This window comes from Mucilaginibacter phenanthrenivorans (assembly GCF_024721155.1).
GTDB lineage: Bacteria > Bacteroidota > Bacteroidia > Sphingobacteriales > Sphingobacteriaceae > Mucilaginibacter > Mucilaginibacter phenanthrenivorans.
Genome location: NZ_JAHVAP010000009.1, coordinates 58,622 through 81,281, shown reverse-complemented (window position 1 = coordinate 81,281; position 22,660 = coordinate 58,622). Strand labels below are relative to the sequence as shown.

General features: G+C 42.0%; 11 protein-coding genes. 8 read left to right on the top strand and 3 right to left on the bottom strand.

Going from position 1 to position 22,660, the window contains the following annotated elements:
• Both KXD93_RS21625 and KXD93_RS21620 read left to right on the top strand, forming a co-directional pair.
• The gene (locus KXD93_RS21625; protein ID WP_258139444.1) at positions 1-1,695 is read left to right on the top strand and encodes a RagB/SusD family nutrient uptake outer membrane protein; all 1,695 of its coding nucleotides are present in this window, start codon (positions 1-3) and stop codon (positions 1,693-1,695) included.
• Positions 1,696-1,788: 93 nt separating this feature from the next.
• Complete coding sequence (locus KXD93_RS21620; protein WP_258139443.1) at positions 1,789-3,495, top strand: DUF3863 domain-containing protein; 1,707 nt, start codon at positions 1,789-1,791, stop codon at positions 3,493-3,495.
• An 80-nt stretch (positions 3,496-3,575) separates the two neighbouring features.
• Here the strand turns inward: KXD93_RS21620 and treA are convergent, their stop codons facing one another.
• Together treA and KXD93_RS21610 are read right to left on the bottom strand one after the other, a co-directional pair.
• On the bottom strand, positions 3,576-5,150 hold the full coding sequence (treA, locus tag KXD93_RS21615) for an alpha,alpha-trehalase TreA (protein ID WP_258139442.1): 1,575 nt from the start codon (positions 5,148-5,150) through the stop codon (positions 3,576-3,578).
• Between the two features lie 186 nt (positions 5,151-5,336).
• A complete protein-coding gene (locus KXD93_RS21610; protein WP_258139441.1) occupies positions 5,337-6,329 on the bottom strand; it encodes a LacI family DNA-binding transcriptional regulator in 993 nt (330 codons plus the stop codon).
• Positions 6,330-6,679: 350 nt separating this feature from the next.
• Here KXD93_RS21610 and KXD93_RS21605 point away from each other — a divergent pair, with 350 nt between their 5' ends.
• From KXD93_RS21605 to KXD93_RS21580, 6 genes are all read left to right on the top strand, one after another.
• Positions 6,680-8,560 carry a P-loop NTPase fold protein gene (locus KXD93_RS21605; protein ID WP_258139440.1) on the top strand — a complete coding sequence of 627 codons (1,881 nt, stop codon included), beginning with the start codon at positions 6,680-6,682 and terminating at the stop codon, positions 8,558-8,560.
• 2 nt (positions 8,561-8,562) lie between these two features.
• Entirely contained in the window at positions 8,563-9,966 is a 1,404-nt protein-coding gene (locus KXD93_RS21600) for an MFS transporter (RefSeq protein ID WP_258139439.1), read from the top strand.
• A gap of 62 nt (positions 9,967-10,028) precedes the next feature.
• Positions 10,029-13,001, top strand: coding sequence for a SusC/RagA family TonB-linked outer membrane protein (locus KXD93_RS21595; RefSeq protein WP_258139438.1), 2,973 nt, complete (start codon positions 10,029-10,031; stop codon positions 12,999-13,001).
• Between the two features lie 11 nt (positions 13,002-13,012).
• Positions 13,013-14,560, top strand: a complete 1,548-nt coding sequence (locus KXD93_RS21590; RefSeq protein WP_258139437.1) for a RagB/SusD family nutrient uptake outer membrane protein — start codon at positions 13,013-13,015, stop codon at positions 14,558-14,560.
• Between the two features lie 75 nt (positions 14,561-14,635).
• Positions 14,636-17,938 carry a VCBS repeat-containing protein gene (locus KXD93_RS21585; RefSeq protein WP_258139436.1) on the top strand — a complete coding sequence of 1,101 codons (3,303 nt, stop codon included), beginning with the start codon at positions 14,636-14,638 and terminating at the stop codon, positions 17,936-17,938.
• 22 nt (positions 17,939-17,960) lie between these two features.
• A complete protein-coding gene (locus KXD93_RS21580) occupies positions 17,961-21,257 on the top strand; it encodes an FG-GAP repeat domain-containing protein (protein WP_258139435.1) in 3,297 nt (1,098 codons plus the stop codon).
• A gap of 223 nt (positions 21,258-21,480) precedes the next feature.
• Here the strand turns inward: KXD93_RS21580 and KXD93_RS21575 are convergent, their stop codons facing one another.
• The gene (locus KXD93_RS21575; protein WP_258139434.1) at positions 21,481-22,416 is read right to left on the bottom strand and encodes a GyrI-like domain-containing protein; all 936 of its coding nucleotides are present in this window, start codon (positions 22,414-22,416) and stop codon (positions 21,481-21,483) included.
• Positions 22,417-22,660 lie beyond the last annotated feature (244 nt).

Sequence of the window (22,660 nt, the reverse complement as noted above, 5' to 3'; positions counted from 1 at the left end):
ATGAAATCAATTAAGATATTAAACAATACAACTATATATACATCGGTTTTGTTGATCGCGCTATTATTCGGAGTAAGCTGTAAAAAGCAGCTTAACCTGGTTTCGCAGGATTCAATTACTGATGCAACATTCTGGAAAACAGCCAGCGATTTTAAACTGGCTGCCAACGCGCTGTACCAGGGTTTGGACAGGTTCGGGTTTGAAGACACAGAGTCGGACATTGCCTATAATTTTCCTAATAGCGTAAGTAATGGCAACCTGCAGGTATCGCAAACGTCAGATACCTGGACAAGTAGTTATAACTATATCAGGGACTGTAACAACATATTGGCCCACGGCGCTTCATTTACTGATGCCGATACCAAAAAGTATGTAGCAGAAGCGAAATTCTTCCGTGCCTGGTATTACTGGAAACTGATGCGTTTGTACGGCGGTGTACCAATAATAACCAAAGTACTGACTACGGATGATCCGGCTTTATTTACCCCAAGATCAACCCAATCAGAAACAGCCGATTTTATCCTGAAGGATCTTGACGAGGCTAAGAATGATTTGCCGGTGCAGTCTGATCTTTCAAGCCCGGATATCGGTAGAATCACTAAGGGAGCAGCTTTGGCAATGAGTGCACGGGTGGCCTTATACCAGGGCACCTGGGAGAAATTCAGGGGCGCTGCTGATGCAACCCAATACCTTACCACAGCGGTAACTTCGTCAAGCGCAGTTATCAATGCAGGAACTTATGCTTTATATAATGGGAGCGGTGCACAGAGCTACCGTTATGCATTTATTGAAGCAGGTGACGACTCAAAGGAGTGCATCCTTGATCGCCGTTATGCCCGGAATATTATAGGGCATGATATGCCTTATGAATATGATGGTAACGGTTATAACCCAACCCGTAAAATGGTCGATTTGTATTTGGATACCAACGGAATGCCCATAAACTCTCCGGGTTCAGTATTCCAGGGTTACGGAACCATGACCTCGGAATATAAAAAGCGCGACCCACGGATGACCATGACCATGATCATTCCCGGCATGCTCACTAATCGTGTGTTCTTCCCGGTAAACAAAGTGGCTAATTATCCTGATAAGCCACAGCGTAACCCGAATACGGGCTATATCCTTTACAAATACATGTCTGAGGATGCTACCGCCAATAATTCAGGTCAGTTAGGGGATGCCAGCTTGTTTGATTACGATAAGCATTTGATCCGTTACGCCGAAGTGTTGCTGATATACGCCGAAGCTACATTTGAAAAGAATGGTTCCGTTACGGATGCAGATTTGGATATGTCGATAAATAAGCTGCGCGACAGGGTTAACATGCCGCACTTAACCACAGCCTTTGTAGCAGCCCATAACCTTGATATGCGCACCGAGATCCGAAGGGAAAGAACTGTAGAGCTAACCCTTGAAGGTTTTCGGTATGATGACTTAAGGCGCTGGAAAACAGCCGAAACAGAGTTAGCTGAAGATGTAAAAGGGATCAAGATTAAAGGAACAACCTGGCAAACCTACCCGCTGTACAGCACAGCTCCTTATCAAAGTAAAACAGATGCCGACGGCTTTATGATTGCAGAAACAGGCAGGAAGTTTGATCCGAACAAAAACTATTTACAGCCCCTGCCTACCAAAGAGGTGGCGTTTTATGCAGCAAGCGGGCACGTTTTGCAGCAAAACCCGGGCTGGTAAAAATACCGGAGATAAACGGGCGGGTTCTGCCGTCTGTTTATCTCCTTTTTAATGTACGTAACATCACCTATAATATACAACCATCAAAATATAATGAAGCGTAAAATAACCAGTAGGCTTTTGGCCGGGGTGGCATGCAGCCTGATCATTGTAGCAACGCTATCTTCCTTTTATATAATAAGGCCGGATAAGCCCGCTGACAAAGGCAGTGCCAAAACTCCTAAGATCGTAAATATTGTGAACTTTATCCGTTTGCTTGAGCCCCGTGATCCGCAGATCACCGAGGATGTGTTGTATCAAACCGTGGTAAAGCAGGTGGAGATCATGAAGAAATATAAGCTTGGCGGTACTTTTTTATTGCAATATGATGCCCTGCTGGATAGCCGCTACCAGACCCTGCTAAAAAGCTTGCCTAAAGGATCGTTTGAAATTGGTGCCTGGTGGGAGATCCCGCAGCCGCTGGTTGAAAACGCCGGGATGAAATGGCGCGGGCGTTACCCGTGGGATTGGCGTGCCAACATCGGCTTTTCAACAGGCTATACGCCAAAGGAGCGCGAGAAGATCATCGATGTTTATATGAGGGATTTTAAAAAGATCTTTGGCTATTATCCAAAATCGGTGGGCTCATGGTTCATTGATGCCTACAGCCTTAATTATATGTATGAGAAATACCACATAGTAGCATCAAGCAATTGTAAGGATCAATATGGTACCGATGGTTACACCTTATGGGGCGGCTATTGGAACCAGGCTTATTATCCAAGTAAAATAAATTCATACATGCCGGCGCAGCATGCAGAGAACCAGATCCCTGTACCTATTTTCAGGATGCTCGGCAGCGACCCGGTCCGCCAGTATGATAACGGTTTGGGTACAAGGCGGCAAGGCGTTGTTACATTAGAACCTGTTTACAAATTTGGCGGTGGCGATTCAACCTGGGTTAACTGGTTTTTCAAAGCATTAACCGATGATAATTCCCTTGGATTTAACTATACCCAGGCAGGTCAGGAAAATTCCTTTACCTGGGATGCCATGGCGAAAGGCCTGGAGATCCAGATGCCGCTGATAGCTAAATTGCGCAATGAGGGTAAGATCAGGGTGGAAACGATGGAGCAGTCAGGTTTATGGTTTAAGAAAAACTATAAGGTTACGCCGTCAACCTCTTTTACCGTAGGCAAGGACATTGAAGGCAGCGATTTGAAAACCGCCTGGTTTGACAGTCGTTTTTACCGGATTAATATGATCTGGGAAAACGGTAACCTGCGGATAAGAGATTTGCATTTATTTAATGAGAATTTTCCGTCGGTTTATACAAAGGGAGTAGCTACATCGAACGAATGCACTTTCTTTACTTTGCCGGTAGTTGACGGCTATATCTGGAGCAAAAAGGGTGAAATTGCCGGATTGCGTGTAAAGGCATTAATTGACGGCAAAGAAGTATTGTTAAATGGGGGCGACCCGAAATTCACTAATAGGGGTACAAGTACATTACATATCTCCTGGCCCTTAACATCAATAAAGGGATCGCTTGAAATGGATTTAAGTGAAAGGCAGGTGAAAATGATATTGGTAACTAAGGAACCTATCGATTGGTTCCTAGATCTGAATACGTCAAAGGAAGCCAAACTGCCTTTTGTAGGAGTTAAGAGTAAGCAGGTAGATTGCAGTTTTGAAGGAATGAAATACAATTTTGCAGCAATGCAGGGAACCTTTTCAAAACCGGCTAACGGCGCTGTTTGGAGAATAAAACCACAAATGAACACAATTACGCTCAACGTTGGTGGTGCAGCAAAGCGGTGATTTTGTTTCCTTAAGGGATATTAAAAATGGCTGCAGGACAATTATCCCGCAGCCATTTTTAGTTTGTATAGGAAAGAGATCTATAAATTATCCATATGATACTTATTGATCAAATTAAGCAGTACGCCGTTTGTCCAGCCAAAACCATCCTGTAACGGGTATTCGCCGCCTCCTGCCTTAATGTCAGTATCCACTACATTGTATTTTTCCATTAGCTTCCCGGTGCTTTCAAACACGCGCATATTGGTGCCTATCCAGCTTTGGGCAACTGATTGTGCCAGGCCAGTTTGATTGTAATTATTTAAACCATCAATCGCCATATATTGCAGTGGCGCCCAGGCATTCGGGCTGTCCCATTGCTGGCCTGATCGTTGGAAGGTTGTAACCAGCCCGCCCGGTTTTAAGAACTTGGTCTTTAATTCATCGCCAACTTTTACAGCCTGTTTGTCGGTCGCCAGTTTAAATTCAAGCGGGTAAACCCCGGCAAGCGTGTGGAAGGTAGTGGTATGTTTTAGTTTGAAGTTGTAGTCCATAAACCAGCTCTCCTTATCGCTCCAGCAATACTTTTGAATTGCATTTTTGCGGGTAGATGCTTTTCCAAGATAAAACTGCTGTTTGCTTATGTTGCCCTGCAATTTGTATGATTGAGCAATAGTAACTTCCAAATGGTATAACAGGCAATTAAGATCGACAGGGATAATTGACGTTGTTTGGATAGTACTCAGATTCCCCGTAGTATCCATCCAACGGGTGCTAAAGTCCCATCCCGACTCAGCTGCTGCGCGAATATTCCGGAAAAAATCACCAGGCTTTTGGGTGGTTTCCTTTGCAGCATCTACATCCTTTTTGTATGATTCCTCGCGTGGCAGGTCAGATTCATCCCAATAGCGGTTTAAAATTTCACCATCGTCCAGTCTTACACTGTTGCGGAAATCCTCGCCGGGTTTTAGTTTTTCGCTTCCCCTCATCCAGAAAGCATATTCCTTTAATAATTCCGGCTGATATTTTACCAGGGTTTTCTCGCCATCGTCCTTTGCCAGTAAATCAATCATCATTGCAAAAAATGGAGGCTGCGAACGTGTTAAATAATAAGTGCGGTTTCCGTTGGGGATAAAACCAAACTTATCTATCATGTAGGCAAAGTTATTAATGATGTTTTTGATGACATCTGCCTTGTGGCTTTCCTGCAGCCCAAGCATGGTAAAATACGAGTCCCAATAGTAAATTTCGCGGAAGCGACCACCCGGAACAATAAAATCATTTGGCAGCGGGATTAATGACGAATACCGGGAAACTGTATCATGCTTGCGGTAAAGCACCTTCCACAGGGTATCAATGTGTTTTCGGATGCCTGCTGATACGTCACTTTTAAAAATATCGGTTTTACTACCCGGCGCGATAAAATTGTCGGCAACGAACTTTTTCAGGTCGAAGCCGGCCTTATCCTTTTGGTTGTTATAATCTTTTATAATATCTGTCGGTTCCCTTCGGACAACGGCATCAACAAATGTTTTGTTATCAGGGAAAATATCCGATAGCTGAATTGCTTCAAACAAGCCCGGGTACAGTTGCCTGGGCGTTTGTAGTTGGCAATATCCCGACGCAGTAATAAATGCGAATAAAAAAAGCAGGAATAATTTTCTGGTGATCATCATTTTAAAAAAGGTTATAAATTGGGCCGACTATAAGCCAGGTACAGCACAAGTTATACGGAATATTTAATGGCTTCGATCCAAAAGTATTGAGTTTCAATAGCAATGCTTTTCGCAAACCTTTGTGTCAAAAACTAAAGTTCCTTTAATAGCTGAAAACGGCCATCATTTGTTTTTTATTATCACGAGCTACAACGAGCCGCCTTCAACAATCATGGAATCAATTTTTAGCTCCTGCGCGTAGGTGCTGCCTGCTATACACGCCTGCATTCGTGCAAAGGCGGTTTTAGCCAGTTTAAATCCGCTGGTTTCCACGTAAGTTATTTGCGGGTAGTAAAAGGTGGGAACGTAACCGTCGCTAATCGCAATCACACCTATATCCTCCGGTGGGTGTAAGCCAAATCGTTGTACAGCTTTCATTACACCAATCAGGATCTCGTCGCTCATACAAAAAATGGCATCGGGCCGCAAACTATTTTCCAGGGTGTCCATTAATATATCCTGGGCTTCCTGGGTTGAATTTGCATGAGTAATTTCAAGTGACGTATCCGCGCTATACTTGGTGAAGGTTTCTTTAAAAGCCTTTAATCTTTTACTGGTAATTGACATTTGAGTGTTGCCAAAAATTGCCAATATTCTTTGTTTCTTTTTCAGGATCAGCGCTTCAGCAGCCATTGTTGCAGCTGCTGAATCATCAACACAAACCTTGTTGCAGGCCTCGAATGCGGGTACCTTATCAATAAATATTACCGGGATATGTTGCTCGCCAAGTTTTAAAAAATTGTGAATATCAATTGTTTTTGACGTTATGGATACAAATATGCCTGCCATGCGGCTTTGCTTGCAGCGTTTGAGATTTTCCAACTCAATTTGAGGATCGTCGCCTGATTGCATTATAATCAAGGAATATCCAAATTGACGGGCTTCCTTTTCAAGCGAACTAATAAACGACTGATAAAAATCATTTCCAATGCCAGGCACAATTATTCCAAACTCTTTACTGTGATTGGTACGCAAATTTATTGCATAGGTATTAGGCTCATAATCTAACACTCCTGCCAGTTCCTTTACCTTAATCCTGGTATCGCCGGAAATGTCGGGATGGTCTTTGAGCGCTCTAGATACTGTTGATATGCTTAAATTGAGCATATCCGCTAACTTTTTTAAAGTTACTTCAGACATTTAGGTCTATAATTGGTTGTTAAATGTAACTATTCTGCTACATAAAATCCTAAATATATAAAAAAATAATTATTTTAAACTGGAAGTTAAATAATTATCATTAAACGATTAGTGTGTAACCTACCCCTACTGTCTGATGCATTTTTTTCAACAGCAATCATTTTCGCAAACGATTGCGGAAAGCTTTGCGCTGAAATTTAGATGTTTTGTGATAAATAAGTTACAATCAACCCGTATTTTTATTCACCAATTAATAAATAACTCAACTGCGGAATCGTAATCACTACCTCTTTACAGAAGCTGTAATTGAATTATAAACTAAATATTACAAATTTAAACTATATCAGAAGTTGGTTTTAGAACCTAATAATATATCACACCGGGCTGTTGAAGTGCTTAAAATGGCATCGTCGATATCTGGGATTAAAGCAACTTCCGAGCTAAAGGATAACTATAACTCATTGTGGGCACGTGATGCATCGGTTACAGGATTGGCAATAATCGCCAATCAGCTATCTGAATTATATGCCCCGCTTAAAACATCATTGATAAACCTGCAAAGGGCGGCCTCGTCTCACGGGCAAATTCCATCCAATATACAGATAAACGAATTTGATATTATAACTAAAGTAAGCTTCGGCGGGCCGGTAGGCAGGGTTGACGCAAGTTTTTGGTGGATAATAGCATCGGTTTTGTTTCTTGAACAGGATGATAGAGATGCCGGTTTTAAGGATGTTGTTTATAATCAATGTGAAACAATTTTCAACCTCGCTGAATCATGGGAATTTAATGGAAAGGGTTTAATGTATGTGCCCATGAGCAGCAATTGGGCAGATGAATATATCACTAATGGCTATGTTCTTTACGATCAGTTGCTCAGGTATTGGGCTTTGCTGGTTAGTTCGGAATTTTTTGACCGGGCAGATTGGGCCGAAAAGGCGCTACAGATAAAGGTAAGTATAAAACAGCACTATCTTTTTGAAGCTGAATTAAATGACAGCCTCTATACAGTTTCCCAGCAACTTGCGTTGAAGGACTTCGATATCCGTGATAGCTTTGTAGCTTCATTTTCACCCGGTGAATATTTAGAGGTAATAGATTCATGGTCAATAGCATTATTGCTGCTATTAAAAATTCCATCGGAAGCATCGGTAAAGAAACTTGAACGGGTAGTTACCGATCTATTAAATGAAACCGATCAAAAAGGGGTGCCGGCTTTCTGGCCGGTTATTACCGAAGATAGTATTCACTATAAAACACTCGCGTCCAATCACAATTTCCAGTTTAAAAATAAGCCGGGGCACTTCCATAACGGCGGAATTTGGCCGGTAGTTAACGGTTTCCTGGTTGCGGGTTTCAAATCTGCAGGCTTGCCTGAGATCGCCAACCGGCTGATGGAGGCGCTGGATCAGCAAATAGGTATAAATTTAACAGAAAACCCATTTTCTGAATACTTTGATTTTTACGATCGCAACCCCGGAGGTGTAAATAATTTGTGCTTCAGTGCATCCGGCTATTTGCTCGGCAACCTTGCTATAGAAGATTACACCGCGTTTAGCAAGCGAATAATTAGTTCGCCCCAAAACGAACCCCAATTGCTTAAATCTCTAAGGCCATATGCAGCTAATTTGGTTGATAAATTGCACTTGGACAAAAAACGGGTAATTGCTATTTCGATAGCCGGTGAGTCAGGGTCGGGTAAAACTACGCTTAGTAAATTGTTTGCAGATATTTTAGTTGAAAGAGGATTTACCCCTCTTATACTTCACATGGACGACTATTTCATTTTGCCACCAAAGATGAACCACCAGTTCAGGGTAAATGACTTTTCATTGGTAGGACCTAAGGAAGTGAGGCTACATTTGCTCGATAACCACATTGCAGCCGCAAAAGGAAAAACAAATGCCTCATTAACCGTTCCATACATGAACTGGATCACCGATACGGAGGAAAGCAAGGTGGTTGATATTACAAATGTGAATGTAATATTGGTTGAGGGAACGTATTCGACATTATTAAAGGAAACTGATCATAAAATTTTAATAAACACCAGTTATGAGGATACCCGGCAAAGCCGGATTAAACGAAACCGCGAAACGGTAACACCCTTTATTGAAAAGGTATTAAAGAAGGAAAGCGAAATAATAAGATCGCATCAGGATGCAGCTGATATGATTGTTGACAATCATTGGAAAGTTGTAAGCTATAAACTTAAATCGTTGAACAATTAACCATGATGAACGTTACAAGCGCACCGGCCATAAAAACAGCAGTTGTGATAAAGACTAAAGCTTTTGAACGGCTTGCTGGGTTAAAACCGCGCTTATCATTCTGGCAAATTGTGAACATGAACTTTGGTTTTTTTGGCCTGCAATACAGCTTCGGCTTGCAGCAGGCTAATATGAGCCCCATTTACTCATACCTGGGCGCTCACGAAAGTAAATTACCCTATTTGTGGCTTGCCGGCCCAATCACCGGACTTATAATCCAACCCATTGTAGGCGCATTTAGTGATAAAACAGTCACTAAATATGGGCGCCGGACACCTTATTTTTTAGTAGGAGCCATATTTTGCAGCATTGCGTTGTTCTTTATGCCGTACAGCAGCTCGGTATGGATGGCTGCAAGTATATTATGGATCCTGGATGCGTCAAACAATATAACACAGGAACCTTACCGCGCATTTGTGAGCGATAAGCTAAATGAAGACCAACATCCCATCGGTTTTTTAACTCAAAGCGCATTTACCGGATTGGGCCAGACATTGGCTTATTTAACACCCACCTTACTTATATTTTTTGGGGTAAGTAAAATTGCAGTTAATGAAAATCATATCCCGGTTACTACAATCATAGCGTTTATTATCGGGGCTTTTATGTCTATCGGATCAATATTGTATACCCTTAAAACAACAAAGGAACTACCAATATCTGCAGATGAGAAGGAAAGGATATTGAAAACATCAAAGGGCATTTCAGCAACCTTTAAGGAAATTGCTGATGCAGTAATTACTATGCCCCGGGCTATGAAGCAAATGATCCCGATGATGTTTTTTAGCTGGTATGCCATGTTTATTTACTGGATCTATATAGCTAAATGTCTTTCGGGTTCGGTTTTCGGCTCGGTAACAAACGGTGCCGCGTCAAGTTTCCGCGAAGCAGATCTGCTTACAGGCAAAATTGGTGCGTTTTATAACTTCGTTGCGTTCCTGTCTGCTTTTGCACTTGCATGGTATGCGAAAAGATATGGCGCTAAAATAGTTCATGCCTTATGCCTTACTTGCGCAGGCGCGGGGTTATTGGTACTACCACATATTCATAGCTCAAGCCTGGTGTTTATCCCTATGATAGGTATGGGATTATCTTGGGCAAGTATGATGGGAAGTCCTTATGTGATATTGGCCGGGAACATTCCCGCTGAAAAAACCGGCGTATATATGGGCATCTTTAACATGTTTATAGTAATACCTATGTTGCTGCAAAATGTCACCATGCCGCTATATTATGAGAACTGGCTTGGTAACAGCCCTCAAAATGCAATAATGCTTGGAGGGGTACTATTAATACTGGCAGCTCTTTCGGTTTTATTGATAACAACACCTAAGAAAATAATTAATCTTTCACCATTAAATAATTGACTATCGAAAAAAAGACCTTAATAAATAAATAAATCAAACCAACTAAATCTCAAATTATGCAAATGAAACATTTATCCAAACTTTGTTTCCTTGTGTTATTCTACTTTATTGTAGGGTCGGCAATGGCCCAGAATACAGTGATAACAGGTAAGGTAACTGACAAGAAGGACGGCTCCGTACTCAGCGGAGTTTCCATTTCTCCAAAGCCCGGCAGCCCGCTCGGGACGGTAACAGATGCCAATGGTGATTTCAAATTATCACTGCCGGCAGGAACACCAAGTCTTACTTTTAGCTTTATCGGCTACAACACACAGGTGGTAAGTATTTTAAACAAAACCGTGGTGAACGTTTCGCTGATAACCAGTTCAAACAACTTAAATGAAGTTGTGGTAATTGGTTACGGTTCGCAAAAGGTGAAGGATGCAACAGGTTCTGTGGCCTCCTTAAATCCCAAGGACTTTAACAAAGGAATTATCGCTACACCGGATCAATTGATCGAAGGCCGTATCCCTGGTGTGCAGGTAACGCAGTCGAGCGGTGAGCCCGGCGGCGGCGCATCAATCAACATCCGTGGTACCAGTTCCATCAGAGCAGGTAGCGATCCATTGTATGTAATCGACGGCGTGCCGATCACTAACGATACTTATCCGGCATCATCTCCAATGAGCCCGATAGGATCATCATCATCACGTAGCCCGCTTGAGTTTTTAAATCCGAATGATATCGAAAATATTTCGATCTTAAAGGATGCATCTGCTTCGGCAATTTATGGTTCACGTGGTGCTAATGGTGTAATTTTGATCACCACCCGTAAAGGCAGAAAAGGCCAGGGAATTCAGTTTTCAGAAGCTACCACCATTTCGCATACAGCCAATCGTTATGATTTGCTAAACGCTTCACAATTTGTAGCTGCGGTTAACGGCACAGGCGCCGATGCAAGCGCTATTAACAAAGGCGCGAACACAGATTGGCAGAATCAGATTTTCCGTACTTCGGTTTCGCAAAATTTCAATTTAGGATTTGGTGGTGCTAAAGACCAGTTCACCTACCGTGCATCTTTAGGCTATGACGATGAAAACGGTGTTATTAGGAATTCGGGGCTAAGGAAATTCTCCGGCCATTTTAATGCTTCACAAAACTTATTTAAAGATGTAGTTAAGTTAGACCTGAGCTTATTGGGATCTAATGTTAAGGACCAGTTTGCTCCTATCTCAAACAACGCCGGTTTTACCGGAAGTTTGATTGGTGCAACTATAGGCCTTAACCCTACATACCCGATTAAAAATCCTGACGGAACCTATTATTTTGATGGTAGCGCCCTTAACCCCGTTGCTATGTTAAATTTGACTGACGACAGGGATAATGTTAATCGTGTTTTGGCTAACATTGGGATTACCGTTAAATTAGCCAAAGGTTTAAGCTACAAAGGTACGTTTGGAGATGATGTTGCGCTGGCGAAAAGAAGGACCTACTATGATCCAAATATACCCGGCTATACCAGTGGAGGCAGCATAAGAGGTGTGTCTACCCCTTCAATTTCAGGCTCAGGTTCCGGAGCGCTCCAGACAGTTAAACTTAGCTCACAAATTACAGAGCAAACCTTGAACTATGAGAAAAAATGGACCGATAAAAGCGCTCTGACAATTTTAGCAGGTTATAGCTACCAGGTGTTTAAAAACTTTTCGTTTAATGATGTTAGGTTTAACACATCTACAAAAAATGTGTTGAAAAAGGATCTTAATGATTTTACCAAACGATATCCCATTTTTGGTGACTCTACCAAATCTGAATTACAGTCTTACTACGGCAGAGTGAACTACTCGTTCGAGGATCGCTTCCTGTTAACAGCAACTGTACGTTCAGACGGTTCATCGAAATTCGGTAAAAACAATAAGTATGCAACTTTCCCGGCAGCTGCTGTTAAATGGAAGGTGATAAATGAAGACTGGGCGCCAAAAAATACTTTTGACGATCTGAGCTTAAGAATTAACTACGGACAAACCGGTAACCAGGAATTTCCTCCATACCAGTCGCTTTCTGTATTCCAGACTACCTCGAGTGGCAGCAGTCAATTATATTCGCCTAATCCTGATTTGAGGTGGGAAACCACAACCCAAACCGGTGCAGGTATTGACTTTACTATTTTACATGGCAGGTTATCAGGTACTATCGATTATTTCCACAAGGATACTAAGGACCTTTTGTTCTTCCAGTATTTTTCTGCGCCTGCACCTTCGCCAGGTCAATGGATCAATCTTCCTGGTGATGTTATTAACAACGGGCTTGAATTCGGGATTAATTTCGGCGCTGTGCAAGGCAAGAAATTTAGCTGGGACATCGCATACAACATGACTTTCCTGAAAAATAATGTTAAGAATTTTAAACAACGTGTAGTTCAAACCGGTGCAATTGACGGCCAGGGTTTATCAGGTGCGTTTGCACAGGTTATTCAAAACAACTATCCATTGTTTACATTCAAAGTTTCACAGTATAATGGCCTAGACGCCGATGGATTTGGAATTTATCCAAATGGTATTGACGGACAAACCTTGCAAGGAAGTGCATTGCCGACCTTTACCGCCAGTTTAACCAACAACTTTACTTACGGAAATTGGAACTTAAGCGTATTCCTTAACGCTGTTACCGGTTTTTATGTATATGACAACACTGCAAATGCTTATTTCTATAGAGGCAGCTTGCTTACCGGTCATAACGTAACTAAGGATGTAGCATTTACAAACGAAAATCCGCTTAACTCGGGACAGGTTTCAACCCGCTGGTTAGAAAAAGGTGATTTTCTTCGTGTTTCAAACGTGTCGTTGGGTTACACTGTGCCTATGGCAGGTGGCAAGGTGTTTAAAAGCTTGAGATTTAGCCTGAGTGGCCAAAACCTTGCGCTGTTTACCGCTTACAAAGGCCTGGACCCTGAAATTAACACGAACAAAGCTATCAACAGTGTGCCATCAAGAGGTATAGATTACACTGCCTATCCAAGAGCGCGCACAATTACATTTGGTTTAAACGCAGGATTTTAATACATAAGGATATGAAAAAATTAACAATGAGAATTGGAACAATTTGTATAGCGGCGTTTTTGCTTATAGCGGCTAGCTGTACAAAACTAAATGAACAGGTTTACGGATCGAAAAGCATCCGGGATGCCAGCAACGGCTCCGCATCCGACCTAAAAGGAGTTTATTCACAAATTGACGGGCAAACTAACCAGGCAAACACTTATGCCTTGCAGGAACACCCAACAGATGAAATGATGGGCCCGACAAGGGGAACTGACTGGGGTGATTTTGGAACCTGGCGTAAATTGCATACCCATACCTGGGATGCATTTCACAACCAGGTTAGCGATACCTGGGATGAGTTGAACACAGGTGTTTACCGTGCTACACAGGTAATTAACGCTTCGGGTGTTAGCAACCAAAACAAAGCTGAAGCGAGCTTTCTGAGAGCATATTTTATGTTCCAGGTAGTGGATCTTTATGGTCAGGCGCCATTTAGGGATCCAGCGGCAGCATCTGATGTTAACCCAAAAGTTTATAGCCGCAGTGAAGCAACCGACTTTATTATAAAAGATCTGGAATTTGCAGAAGCAAACCTTGGCCCAACATCTGATGAAGGCCAGGCAAGCGTATCAGCAGCTGATGCTTTATTGGCAAAAGTTTACCTGAACAAGGCGGTTTATAAAGCCGCAAATGTAGGCGGACCATTTACATTTGATGCAGCCGACATGAACAAGGTTATCGGTTATGCCGATAAAATAACTGCTGCCGGTTACCATTTAAATGCACACGGAAAATACTTTGCAAACTTTTCATGGGATAACTCAACAGCCAGCACAGAGATTATTTTTGGTTTAACTAACTCTGCAACAAATGCACCGGCGAACACACACAACCGCTGGAGGATGACAATGCACTACAACCAAACTCCAAGCAGTTGGAACGGCTTTACCACCCTGGCTGATTTTTACAACAGCTTTGAGGATAGCGATGAGCGTAAAGGTGTTGCATATCCGGGAATGACTGATTTGAATGGATTAAGAGCAGGTTTCCTGATTGGCCAGCAGTATGGTCATGGTAATGTGGCGCTTAAACAGAGAGGTGGACAACCGCTTGTGTTTACCCCCGTTGTGAGCTTGAACTATTCAACTGAAGCGCAGGGTATCCGCGTAATTAAATATTTACCAAAACCGGCAGCCGATGGTTCTGTAAATGACGATTATGCAACTAACACTTATGTTCTTTTCCGTTATTCAGACGTGTTACTGGAAAAAGCCGAAGCTATCATGCGTGGCGGAACCCCAACAGGTGGACAAACTGCACTTTCAATAGTTAACGACCTCCGTGTAACCCGTGGCGCTTCTGTTTTAGCCTCAGTTGATGCTACTGCATTGCTGGCTGAAAGAGGACGTGAGTTATATTGGGAAGGCTGGAGAAGAAATGACCAGATCAGGTTTGGAACGTTTAACAATCCGGTTGATCAGCGTCCGGCTAAAACTTCACCAACACGTACTATATACCCAATTCCTCAAAGGGCAGTGGATTCAAATCCTAACCTGAAACAGAACGCAGGATATTAATAGTGATTATATTTTATTTTGATTGATTGAAACGTAGCGAAATTTATTTCGCTACGTTTGTTTTTCCCCCATCCTATGCCGTATAAAAAATACCAGTTAGTTGTTGTATTGTTTTTTCTGTTGATTTCTTGTGGTAAAAATAAAAAAGCAACATTGTTCACTTTACAGGATAACAAGGAAATCGGAATTGGTTTTATCAACCAGTTGAACGACCTGAGCCGCACGAATGTATTCGCTTTCCGGAATTATTATAACGGCGGTGGCGTTGCCATTGGCGATTTAAATAATGATGGGTTGAACGATGTGTTCATGACATCAAACCAGGGAGGCAACAAACTCTACATAAACAAAGGCAACTGGAAGTTTGAGGATGTAACAGAAAAGGCAGGAGTTAAGGGGACAAAATATTGGAGCACAGGGGCAACCTTAGTTGATATCAATGGCGATGGATGGTTGGATATTTACGTTTGCCATAGCGGCAACGGTCCCGCAAAATCACGGGGTAACGAGCTGTTTATTAACCAGCATGACGGTACTTTTAAAGAAGAAGCCGAAAAATATGGGCTTACAGATAATGGCCTTTCAACACAGGCTATCTTTTTTGATTATGACAATGATGGTGACCTGGATTGCTTTGTGCTAAATAATTCCTTCAGGCCGATAGGGACATTTGATTTCACCCAAAACTTAAGAACAATATTCGATAAATTAGGCGGTGCACGCCTGTACAGGAACGATAACGGGCATTTCACAAATGTCACCAAAGAAGCTGGCATCTATTCGAGCGATATAGGCTTTGGGCTTGGTGTTTCTGTGGTGGATATTAACCAGGATGGTTACCCTGACCTGTACGTTTCCAACGACTTTTTTGAACGGGATTATTTATACATCAACCAAAAAAACGGAACCTTTAAGGAGGAGATCCAGGATGAAACCGGGCATTTAAGCCTGGCCTCAATGGGATCGGATATTGCCGACATTAACAACGACGGTCAATATGATATTTTCACAACCGAAATGCTCCCCGAAGGAGACAAGCGGTTAAAAAAAATGACAGCTTTTGAATCGTACGACGAGAATAAGCTTAAACAACGGGATGGTTTTTTTAACCAGTATTCCCAAAATTGTCTTCAGTTAAACAACGGAGATAACACATTTTCTGAGATTGCATTTCACAGTGGCATAGCTGCTACCGACTGGAGCTGGGGAGCTTTAATGTTCGATATGAACAACGATGGCTGGAAAGACATCTTTGTTTGCAACGGGATATACAAAGACCTCACCGACCAGGATTATATAGAATTTTTATCTAACAAAGAAAATATGGCGAAGGTAAAGGATAAGAAGAAGTTTGATTATAAGGATTTTACTGATAAAATGACTTCAACCCCCTTGCCGAACTATGCTTTTTTGAACAATCGCGACCTAACATTTTCTAATAAGGCAGAGGAGTTTGGTATTGCAACACCATCGTTTAGTAACGGTGCGGCCTATGCCGACCTGGACAATGACGGCGATAATGACCTGGTGATCAATAACGTAAATATGCCGCCGTTCATCTATAAAAATAATTCCAACGCGGCTGTAAATCATTTCATCCAGGTAAAACTACAGGGAACGAAAATGAACAGTTTTGGCATTGGGACGACTATAAAAATATTTAATAAAAATACTTCCCAGATCTATTATAACCAGCCTACACGCGGCTTCCAAAGCTGTACATCTCCCAATTTACTCACTATTGGTTTGGGTAAAAATACATCGGTTGATTCCATACAGATTATTTGGCCTGGAGGTAAGTATGAAGTGCAGAAAAGCCTGAAGGCCAACAAGGTTTATACATTCAAAATCACAAATGCCCTGCTTAATTACGACTTTACGAGGAAGCTTGTTAAACCGATCTTCAAGGAATCTGCGAAAAGTTTATTCGATAGTATCCCGCGCCATCACGAGGATGATTTCGTTGACTTTGACAATGAAAAGTTGATGCTGCAAAAACTATCGACACAAAACCCCTACATGGCGTCGGGGGATATTAACGGCGACGGCTTAAAGGATTTTTATTTTGGTAGTTCGAAGGGAAATAATGCCTCTATTTATATCCAGCAGAAAAACGGACATTTTAAACAATACGTTCCCGAAGATTTTGAAAAATCAAATTACCTGGAAAATGCAGGTGCCGTATTTGGCGATTTTGATAACGATGGCGACCAGGATTTAATTGTCGCTGTAGGAGGAAATGCTGACGAAGCAGGCACCCCCATTTACTTTCCCCGTTTTTATGAAAATGACGGTAAGGGCCATTTTAAGTGGAACCAAAGTAAGACTATCCATGCCGCCATAAATGCCTCGGTTATATGCGCCGCTGATTATGATAAGGACGGAAGCCTGGATTTGTTTGTCGGGGGTCTAAGTGTTCCCGGCTTATATGGCTCCGCGCCTAAATCGTACGTTTTTCATAATGATGGTGCCGGGCATTTTAAGGATGTTTCAAAGGAGGTGTTGGGTAACGACACACATCTTGGAATGGTTACCGCAGCAAAATGGGCTGATTTGGATAACAATGGCTATCCCGATCTTGTCGTCGCCGGTAACTGGATGGGTATCAAAATATTTATGAATAACCACGGCAGGTTTACCGAAGATAAACAGCTTGAAAATTATAAGGGCTGGTGGAGCAGCCTGGAAGTTGCGGACGTTGACGGAGACGGCAAACCGGATATCATCGCAGGAAACCTGGGAACTAACTCAAAGTTCCGGGCATCGTTTACCGAGCCGATGAAGATTTACATTAAGGATTTTGATAACAACGGCACTAAAGAGTGTGTAACATCGATGTACAGATCAGACCATGTTGAATACACCTTTAACATGAAGCCAGACCTGGTAGGACAGATGCCGTTATTTAAAAAGCGCTTTCTGAACTATATTGATTATGCAGGCAAGCCATTTAGGGAGGTATTTACACCTGATATGCTTGATAGCTGCGAGGTACATGAAATGAATTATCTGCAGTCTGCAGTTTTTTTTAACAGTGGCAGCGGTAAATTTACCTGTAAGGCATTGCCATCGCGTGCACAGTTTTCACCAATTAATACCATTGTGGCTGACGACGTCGACAACAGCGGTAAGAATACGCTGATAATGGGCGGTAACTTTTTCGATTTTAAACCCGAAATTGGCAGGCTTGATGCCAGCTATGGGCTGTTTTATAAATACATCAATGGTCAGTTTGTGTATACTGAGCCGGCAAAAAGCGGCATTATGCTCAGGGGGCAGGTGCGGTCATCATTGGTAATTAAAAACAGCAGTGGTGCAAAATATTACCTGTTCGGCCAAAACGACGATCAGCTTAAGGTATTCCAGATCAATAAATAACCAGCAATGCTAAGCCTGTAACATGAAAAGAATTGTATTGATTGCGCTTTTTGCCCTGGTTGTTTTTTTAACCTCATGCGGACATAAAAAGGTTGAGCCGGGAATTTTTAAACTACTGTCATCAACCCAAACCCATGTTGATTTTGTAAACAAAAATACGCCTACCGATGCTGTAAACATCCTTGATTACCTGTATTTCTACAATGGTGCCGGCGTGGCATCTGCCGACTTTAACAACGACGGGCTACCCGATCTTTATTTTGTATCAAACCAGGGACCGAATAAGCTGTACCTTAACAAAGGCAATTTGCAATTTGAGGATATTACAGCGAAAGCAGGAGTAGCAGGTGCCGGCGATTGGAAGACAGGCGTTACAGTTGTTGATATTAATGGAGATGGCTATATGGACATTTACGTTACTGTTGTTTCCGGCTATAATGGCTTTAAAGGTAAAAATCAGCTTTACATCAACAACCACGACAATACCTTTACTGAAAGCGCCGCCAAATACGGGCTTGACTTTGAAGGCTTTTCCACCCAGGCGTCGTTTACTGATTATGATAAGGATGGCGATCTGGATATGTTCCTGTTAACCTCATCGGTACACAGTAATGATACTTATGGCGATTCGTCGCAGCGGTTTAAATACAGCCATAACGCCGGCGACCATTTGTTCAGAAACGATGGCGGACATTTTACCGATGTTACCGCGGGTTCCGGTATTTATGCATCGCCAATTGGTTACGGACTTGGTGTAAGTGTTGGCGATTTGAACAACGACGGCTGGGATGATATTTATGTAAGCAACGACTTTTTTGAGCAGGATTATTATTACATCAATCAGCATAATGGCACATTTAAGGAGCAGTTGAAAAGTGCTTTCGGGCATACCAGCCTTTTCTCTATGGGTAACACCATGAGCGATATCAATAAGGACGGGATGCTGGATGTGATAAGCACGGATATGCTTCCTGAGGATATGAAGGCGCTAAAGTCGACCATTAATGACGAGCCCTTAGATATTTATAACCAGGAGGTAAACAGCGGATTTTATTACCAATATTCAAAAAACTGCCTGCAAATAAATGTGGCCAACGGCAAGAAGTTTATGGATATGGCGCTGTACTCCGGGGTTTCTGCTACGGATTGGACATGGTCGCCGCTGGCGCAGGATTTTGACATGGACGGGCATAAGGACTTGTTTTTTTCGAACGGTATTAAAAAGCGTTTGAACGATATGGATTACCTGAAATATCTTGGCGATCCAAATACCATTAGGCAATACAAGAACGAAAGGAAATTTGATCGCCAGAAAATTAATATGATGCCCGATGGCGCAGTGCATAATTTTCTTTATAAAGGAGGGAATGAGTTGAAATTTGCAGATGTTTCCTTTGATAACGATATGCAAAAGCCGTCTATTTCATCCGGCTCGATAGCCGTTGATTTGGATGGAGACGGTGACATGGAAATTGTAACCAATAACATGGATGAACCGGCCTATATCTACCGGAACATGACGATAGAAAATCATCCAAACGATAAGCCATCGTTCTTAAAATATTCTGTAAAATTTAAAGTGGGTAACATAAATGGGATCGGTACCAAGCTGTTCATGAAATCAGGACATAACGTTGATCACCAGGAGATTCAAACCAGCAACGCCTTTGAAAGCGGGCAAAGTAACGAGCTTCAGTTTACTTTTTCGAAAGGGGATAAGCCAACAGAACTAATGGTTGTTTGGCCGGATAACTCGACCAAAATTATCAAATCGTTCAGCTTAAATAAAAAATCGATCATATCTTATGATTCCAAACTGGCACAAACAAATAAGGACGTATCAATAGTGATAGCCGACTTTTTGTCGAATAAAAAACAATTCGACAACAAACAAACCGGCGTAACATCCCTGGCAACTCTGAAAACCTTTGACACGCCTGATTTTAATTATTATTACCTGTTGCCGCATTGCTACCTGCCGCATACGCCGGCCATTGCCATTGCCGATGAAAACCAGGACGGGCTGGATGATATTTACGTTGGTGGCATCCCCGGTGAGGAAAAATACCTGCTAACGGGTAATGCTAACGGAGGCTTTAAAAAAGTGACAGTTCCTGCTTTTAATCAATCTCCCGATTTTGGTGACGCGGATGCTAAGTGGATTGATGCCAATAAGGACGGTAAGCCTGATCTTTTGGTGTTAAGCTCAAATCATCCCTTTGCAGATTCGGATAAGATATTGCCGCCAAGGTTATACATTAACAAGGGAAATAACCAGTTTGAATACAAGCCGCTGCCGCAAGTGGCCGGTCGTTTTTCAAAACTGTTTTTGTTTGATTTTAATGGCGATGGACTGATGGATATTTTTCTGTGCGGCGGTATTTCGTACCGTAATTATACCGCTCCATCGTCATCTGTTATCCTGCTAAATAAAGGTAACGGCAACTTTGATGTCGCAAAAGATAAATATCCCGAGCTTAGTAAGATTCAATTCATTACCAGTATTACTTCGGCGGACGTGGATAAGAATGGCGAACCGGACATTATCGTCACAGCCGAATGGCAGCCTTTATATATCTTCCTGAGTAAAGATCATAAGCTTACGCGGTTTTCATCCGCTTTCCTCGATGAGATGAAGGGCTGGTGGCAGTCGGCAGCAATTACTGACATTGATGGAGATGGTAAACCTGATTTAATTGCCGGCAACTGGGGGCTGAATAATAAATATAACGTAACCCCATCCTCTCCGCTATTTGCTTATAATACAGATCTGGACGACGATGGTAAAAACGATCTTGTGCTTTCTTATTGCTACAAAGGAAATTACTATCCTTTCAGACCTAAAAATGATTTGGAACAGGAGCTTCCCTATCTTAAAAAGGAATGGTTGAGCTTCCAAAAAATGGCCGATAAAACTACCGCTGAAATTTTCAAGGACAAGTTGGATGAGGAGAAAAAACTCACCGCCAATACTTTTAAAAGTGTTTTCATCAGCGATGTACTGCATGCCAAAACTGCTATTGATTTGCCTTATGCTTATCAGCAGGCGCCTATCCGTTCAATTATTGCCTCATCCGGAAATGATGTGATCATCAACGGTAATTTTTGGGGCGTAGTACCTTACGAAGGAAAATACGATGCGCTTGGTTTAGCCACGTTGGGATATGACAAACAGCGCAAAGACTTCAAGATCCCGGATTACTGGGTTAACACCGCATTCAATTTCCAGGAAGTAACCTTTATGCAACCGCTTAAGCAGAATGGGAAAAATGCCTACCTGGTGGTAACTTACGACGGTAAATTATTGATAACTAAATAAGGGTTGTGTAACTTATAAATTGAAGTTCAACCAATAGTATTTATTCTAAAAATGTTAACCCCCTTTTTTCAGAAATATATGTAAGTTATTGATTAGTAGATTTTTATACATGGGTTAACATTGAATTATGTTAACCCTGTTACCCCCCCTGACCCGCCCTGAAATAGCTATACAGATTTGCGGGTAACTCCTATCTAACTATAAAAAAGGAGCATTTATCGACCTAAAAAATAGGGCAATAAAGTTTGGTAACCCATTTGCCGGTGTCCTTTTCAGCCATCCTGTTAGTTATTAAAGATTGATAGGGCATTGCAGGCGAAACCAGGTTGTGGTCCTTTTTATAGGCTTCAAGCTTATTTATAGAGGCGTTTATGGTATTCGGCCCGCCTTTCACCTCGGCCTCCAAAATATTGCCCGGTACTAATTTGTGGATGGCTACCGTACCGCTTGTTTTTATCTCTTTATTGATAGGGATGCCCACCATAACATCAAACTCATTTTGCGCCGACTGGTGGATATTCAGCATCGGCGGAGCTACTTCAATGGCACCTTGTTTTACTATTAATTGTTTTAAGCCATCAACCAGTTGGTAAACTTGCTGCAAATCCGGAAGCTGTTTTAGCGCAAGCTTATTTGTAACAACAATGGTATCCTTCACCTGCGATACCTTTACAGCAAGGTGATAAACATTTTTATCATCCTCTAAAAACTGTTTAAGATGCTGCAATAGTTGGTCCGTATTTTTCTCTTTAGCGGATATGCTCATATACTGCTTCAATCTTATAAACGGGTTCGAGTTGCTTAATTGATCGTCTGTCCAGGTGATTTTCGTGGTTTCCTTATCTTCAGCAAGATAGGTTACTTTAGCGGTTGACGGTACATTGTTGTTTATAACAGTTAATTGAACACCGCTGTTGCTGAATTTTGCAGCATTATACAAAGTGGTTTTATAAGCATAAGCCCCGGCAATTGTACCTTTACTACCGGGCCACCAGCTATTCCATCCGGTTGCAGTTGTTAAAACATCGGCGGCATGATTCTCGGCCACCCTAACTATTATAAACCTTGTTATTGTAATTTTTGAGGGGATAAGCAGGTAAATAGCTGCAAAGAATAATACTGCCAGCGAAAGCAGGATCCACAGAAAACGTTTAGCCATTTTTAAATTCAGGGGGTATAATTGATGAGTAAAAATAGGAATATAGAACGAAGAAAACGCATTAAAACTGAAGATAGGCAGGTTTTAGGGAATGTTTGTCGTTTTGGGAAATTGTTAAAAAACACATGCTTGTTATTTGCCAACAACAAACGTTTGCGATAAGGTTTCCGGTAAGGTTTGCAAAAAATTAACCGGTAACGTAGTGGGTGCATCAAAAGGCTTATTTATCTTAGTGCAACTAATT

Bases quoted from the DNA above. Each gene is read 5' to 3' on its own strand.
- KXD93_RS21625 (WP_258139444.1), top strand. From the start codon at position 1: ATGAAATCAATTAAGATATTAAACAATACAACTATATATACATCGGTT.
- KXD93_RS21620 (WP_258139443.1), top strand. From the start codon at position 1,789: ATGAAGCGTAAAATAACCAGTAGGCTTTTGGCCGGGGTGGCATGCAGC.
- treA (WP_258139442.1), bottom strand. From the start codon at position 5,150: ATGATGATCACCAGAAAATTATTCCTGCTTTTTTTATTCGCATTTATT.
- KXD93_RS21610 (WP_258139441.1), bottom strand. From the start codon at position 6,329: ATGTCTGAAGTAACTTTAAAAAAGTTAGCGGATATGCTCAATTTAAGC.
- KXD93_RS21600 (WP_258139439.1), top strand. From the start codon at position 8,563: ATGATGAACGTTACAAGCGCACCGGCCATAAAAACAGCAGTTGTGATA.
- KXD93_RS21595 (WP_258139438.1), top strand. From the start codon at position 10,029: ATGAAACATTTATCCAAACTTTGTTTCCTTGTGTTATTCTACTTTATT.
- KXD93_RS21590 (WP_258139437.1), top strand. From the start codon at position 13,013: ATGAAAAAATTAACAATGAGAATTGGAACAATTTGTATAGCGGCGTTT.
- KXD93_RS21585 (WP_258139436.1), top strand. From the start codon at position 14,636: ATGCCGTATAAAAAATACCAGTTAGTTGTTGTATTGTTTTTTCTGTTG.
- KXD93_RS21580 (WP_258139435.1), top strand. From the start codon at position 17,961: ATGAAAAGAATTGTATTGATTGCGCTTTTTGCCCTGGTTGTTTTTTTA.
- KXD93_RS21575 (WP_258139434.1), bottom strand. From the start codon at position 22,416: ATGGCTAAACGTTTTCTGTGGATCCTGCTTTCGCTGGCAGTATTATTC.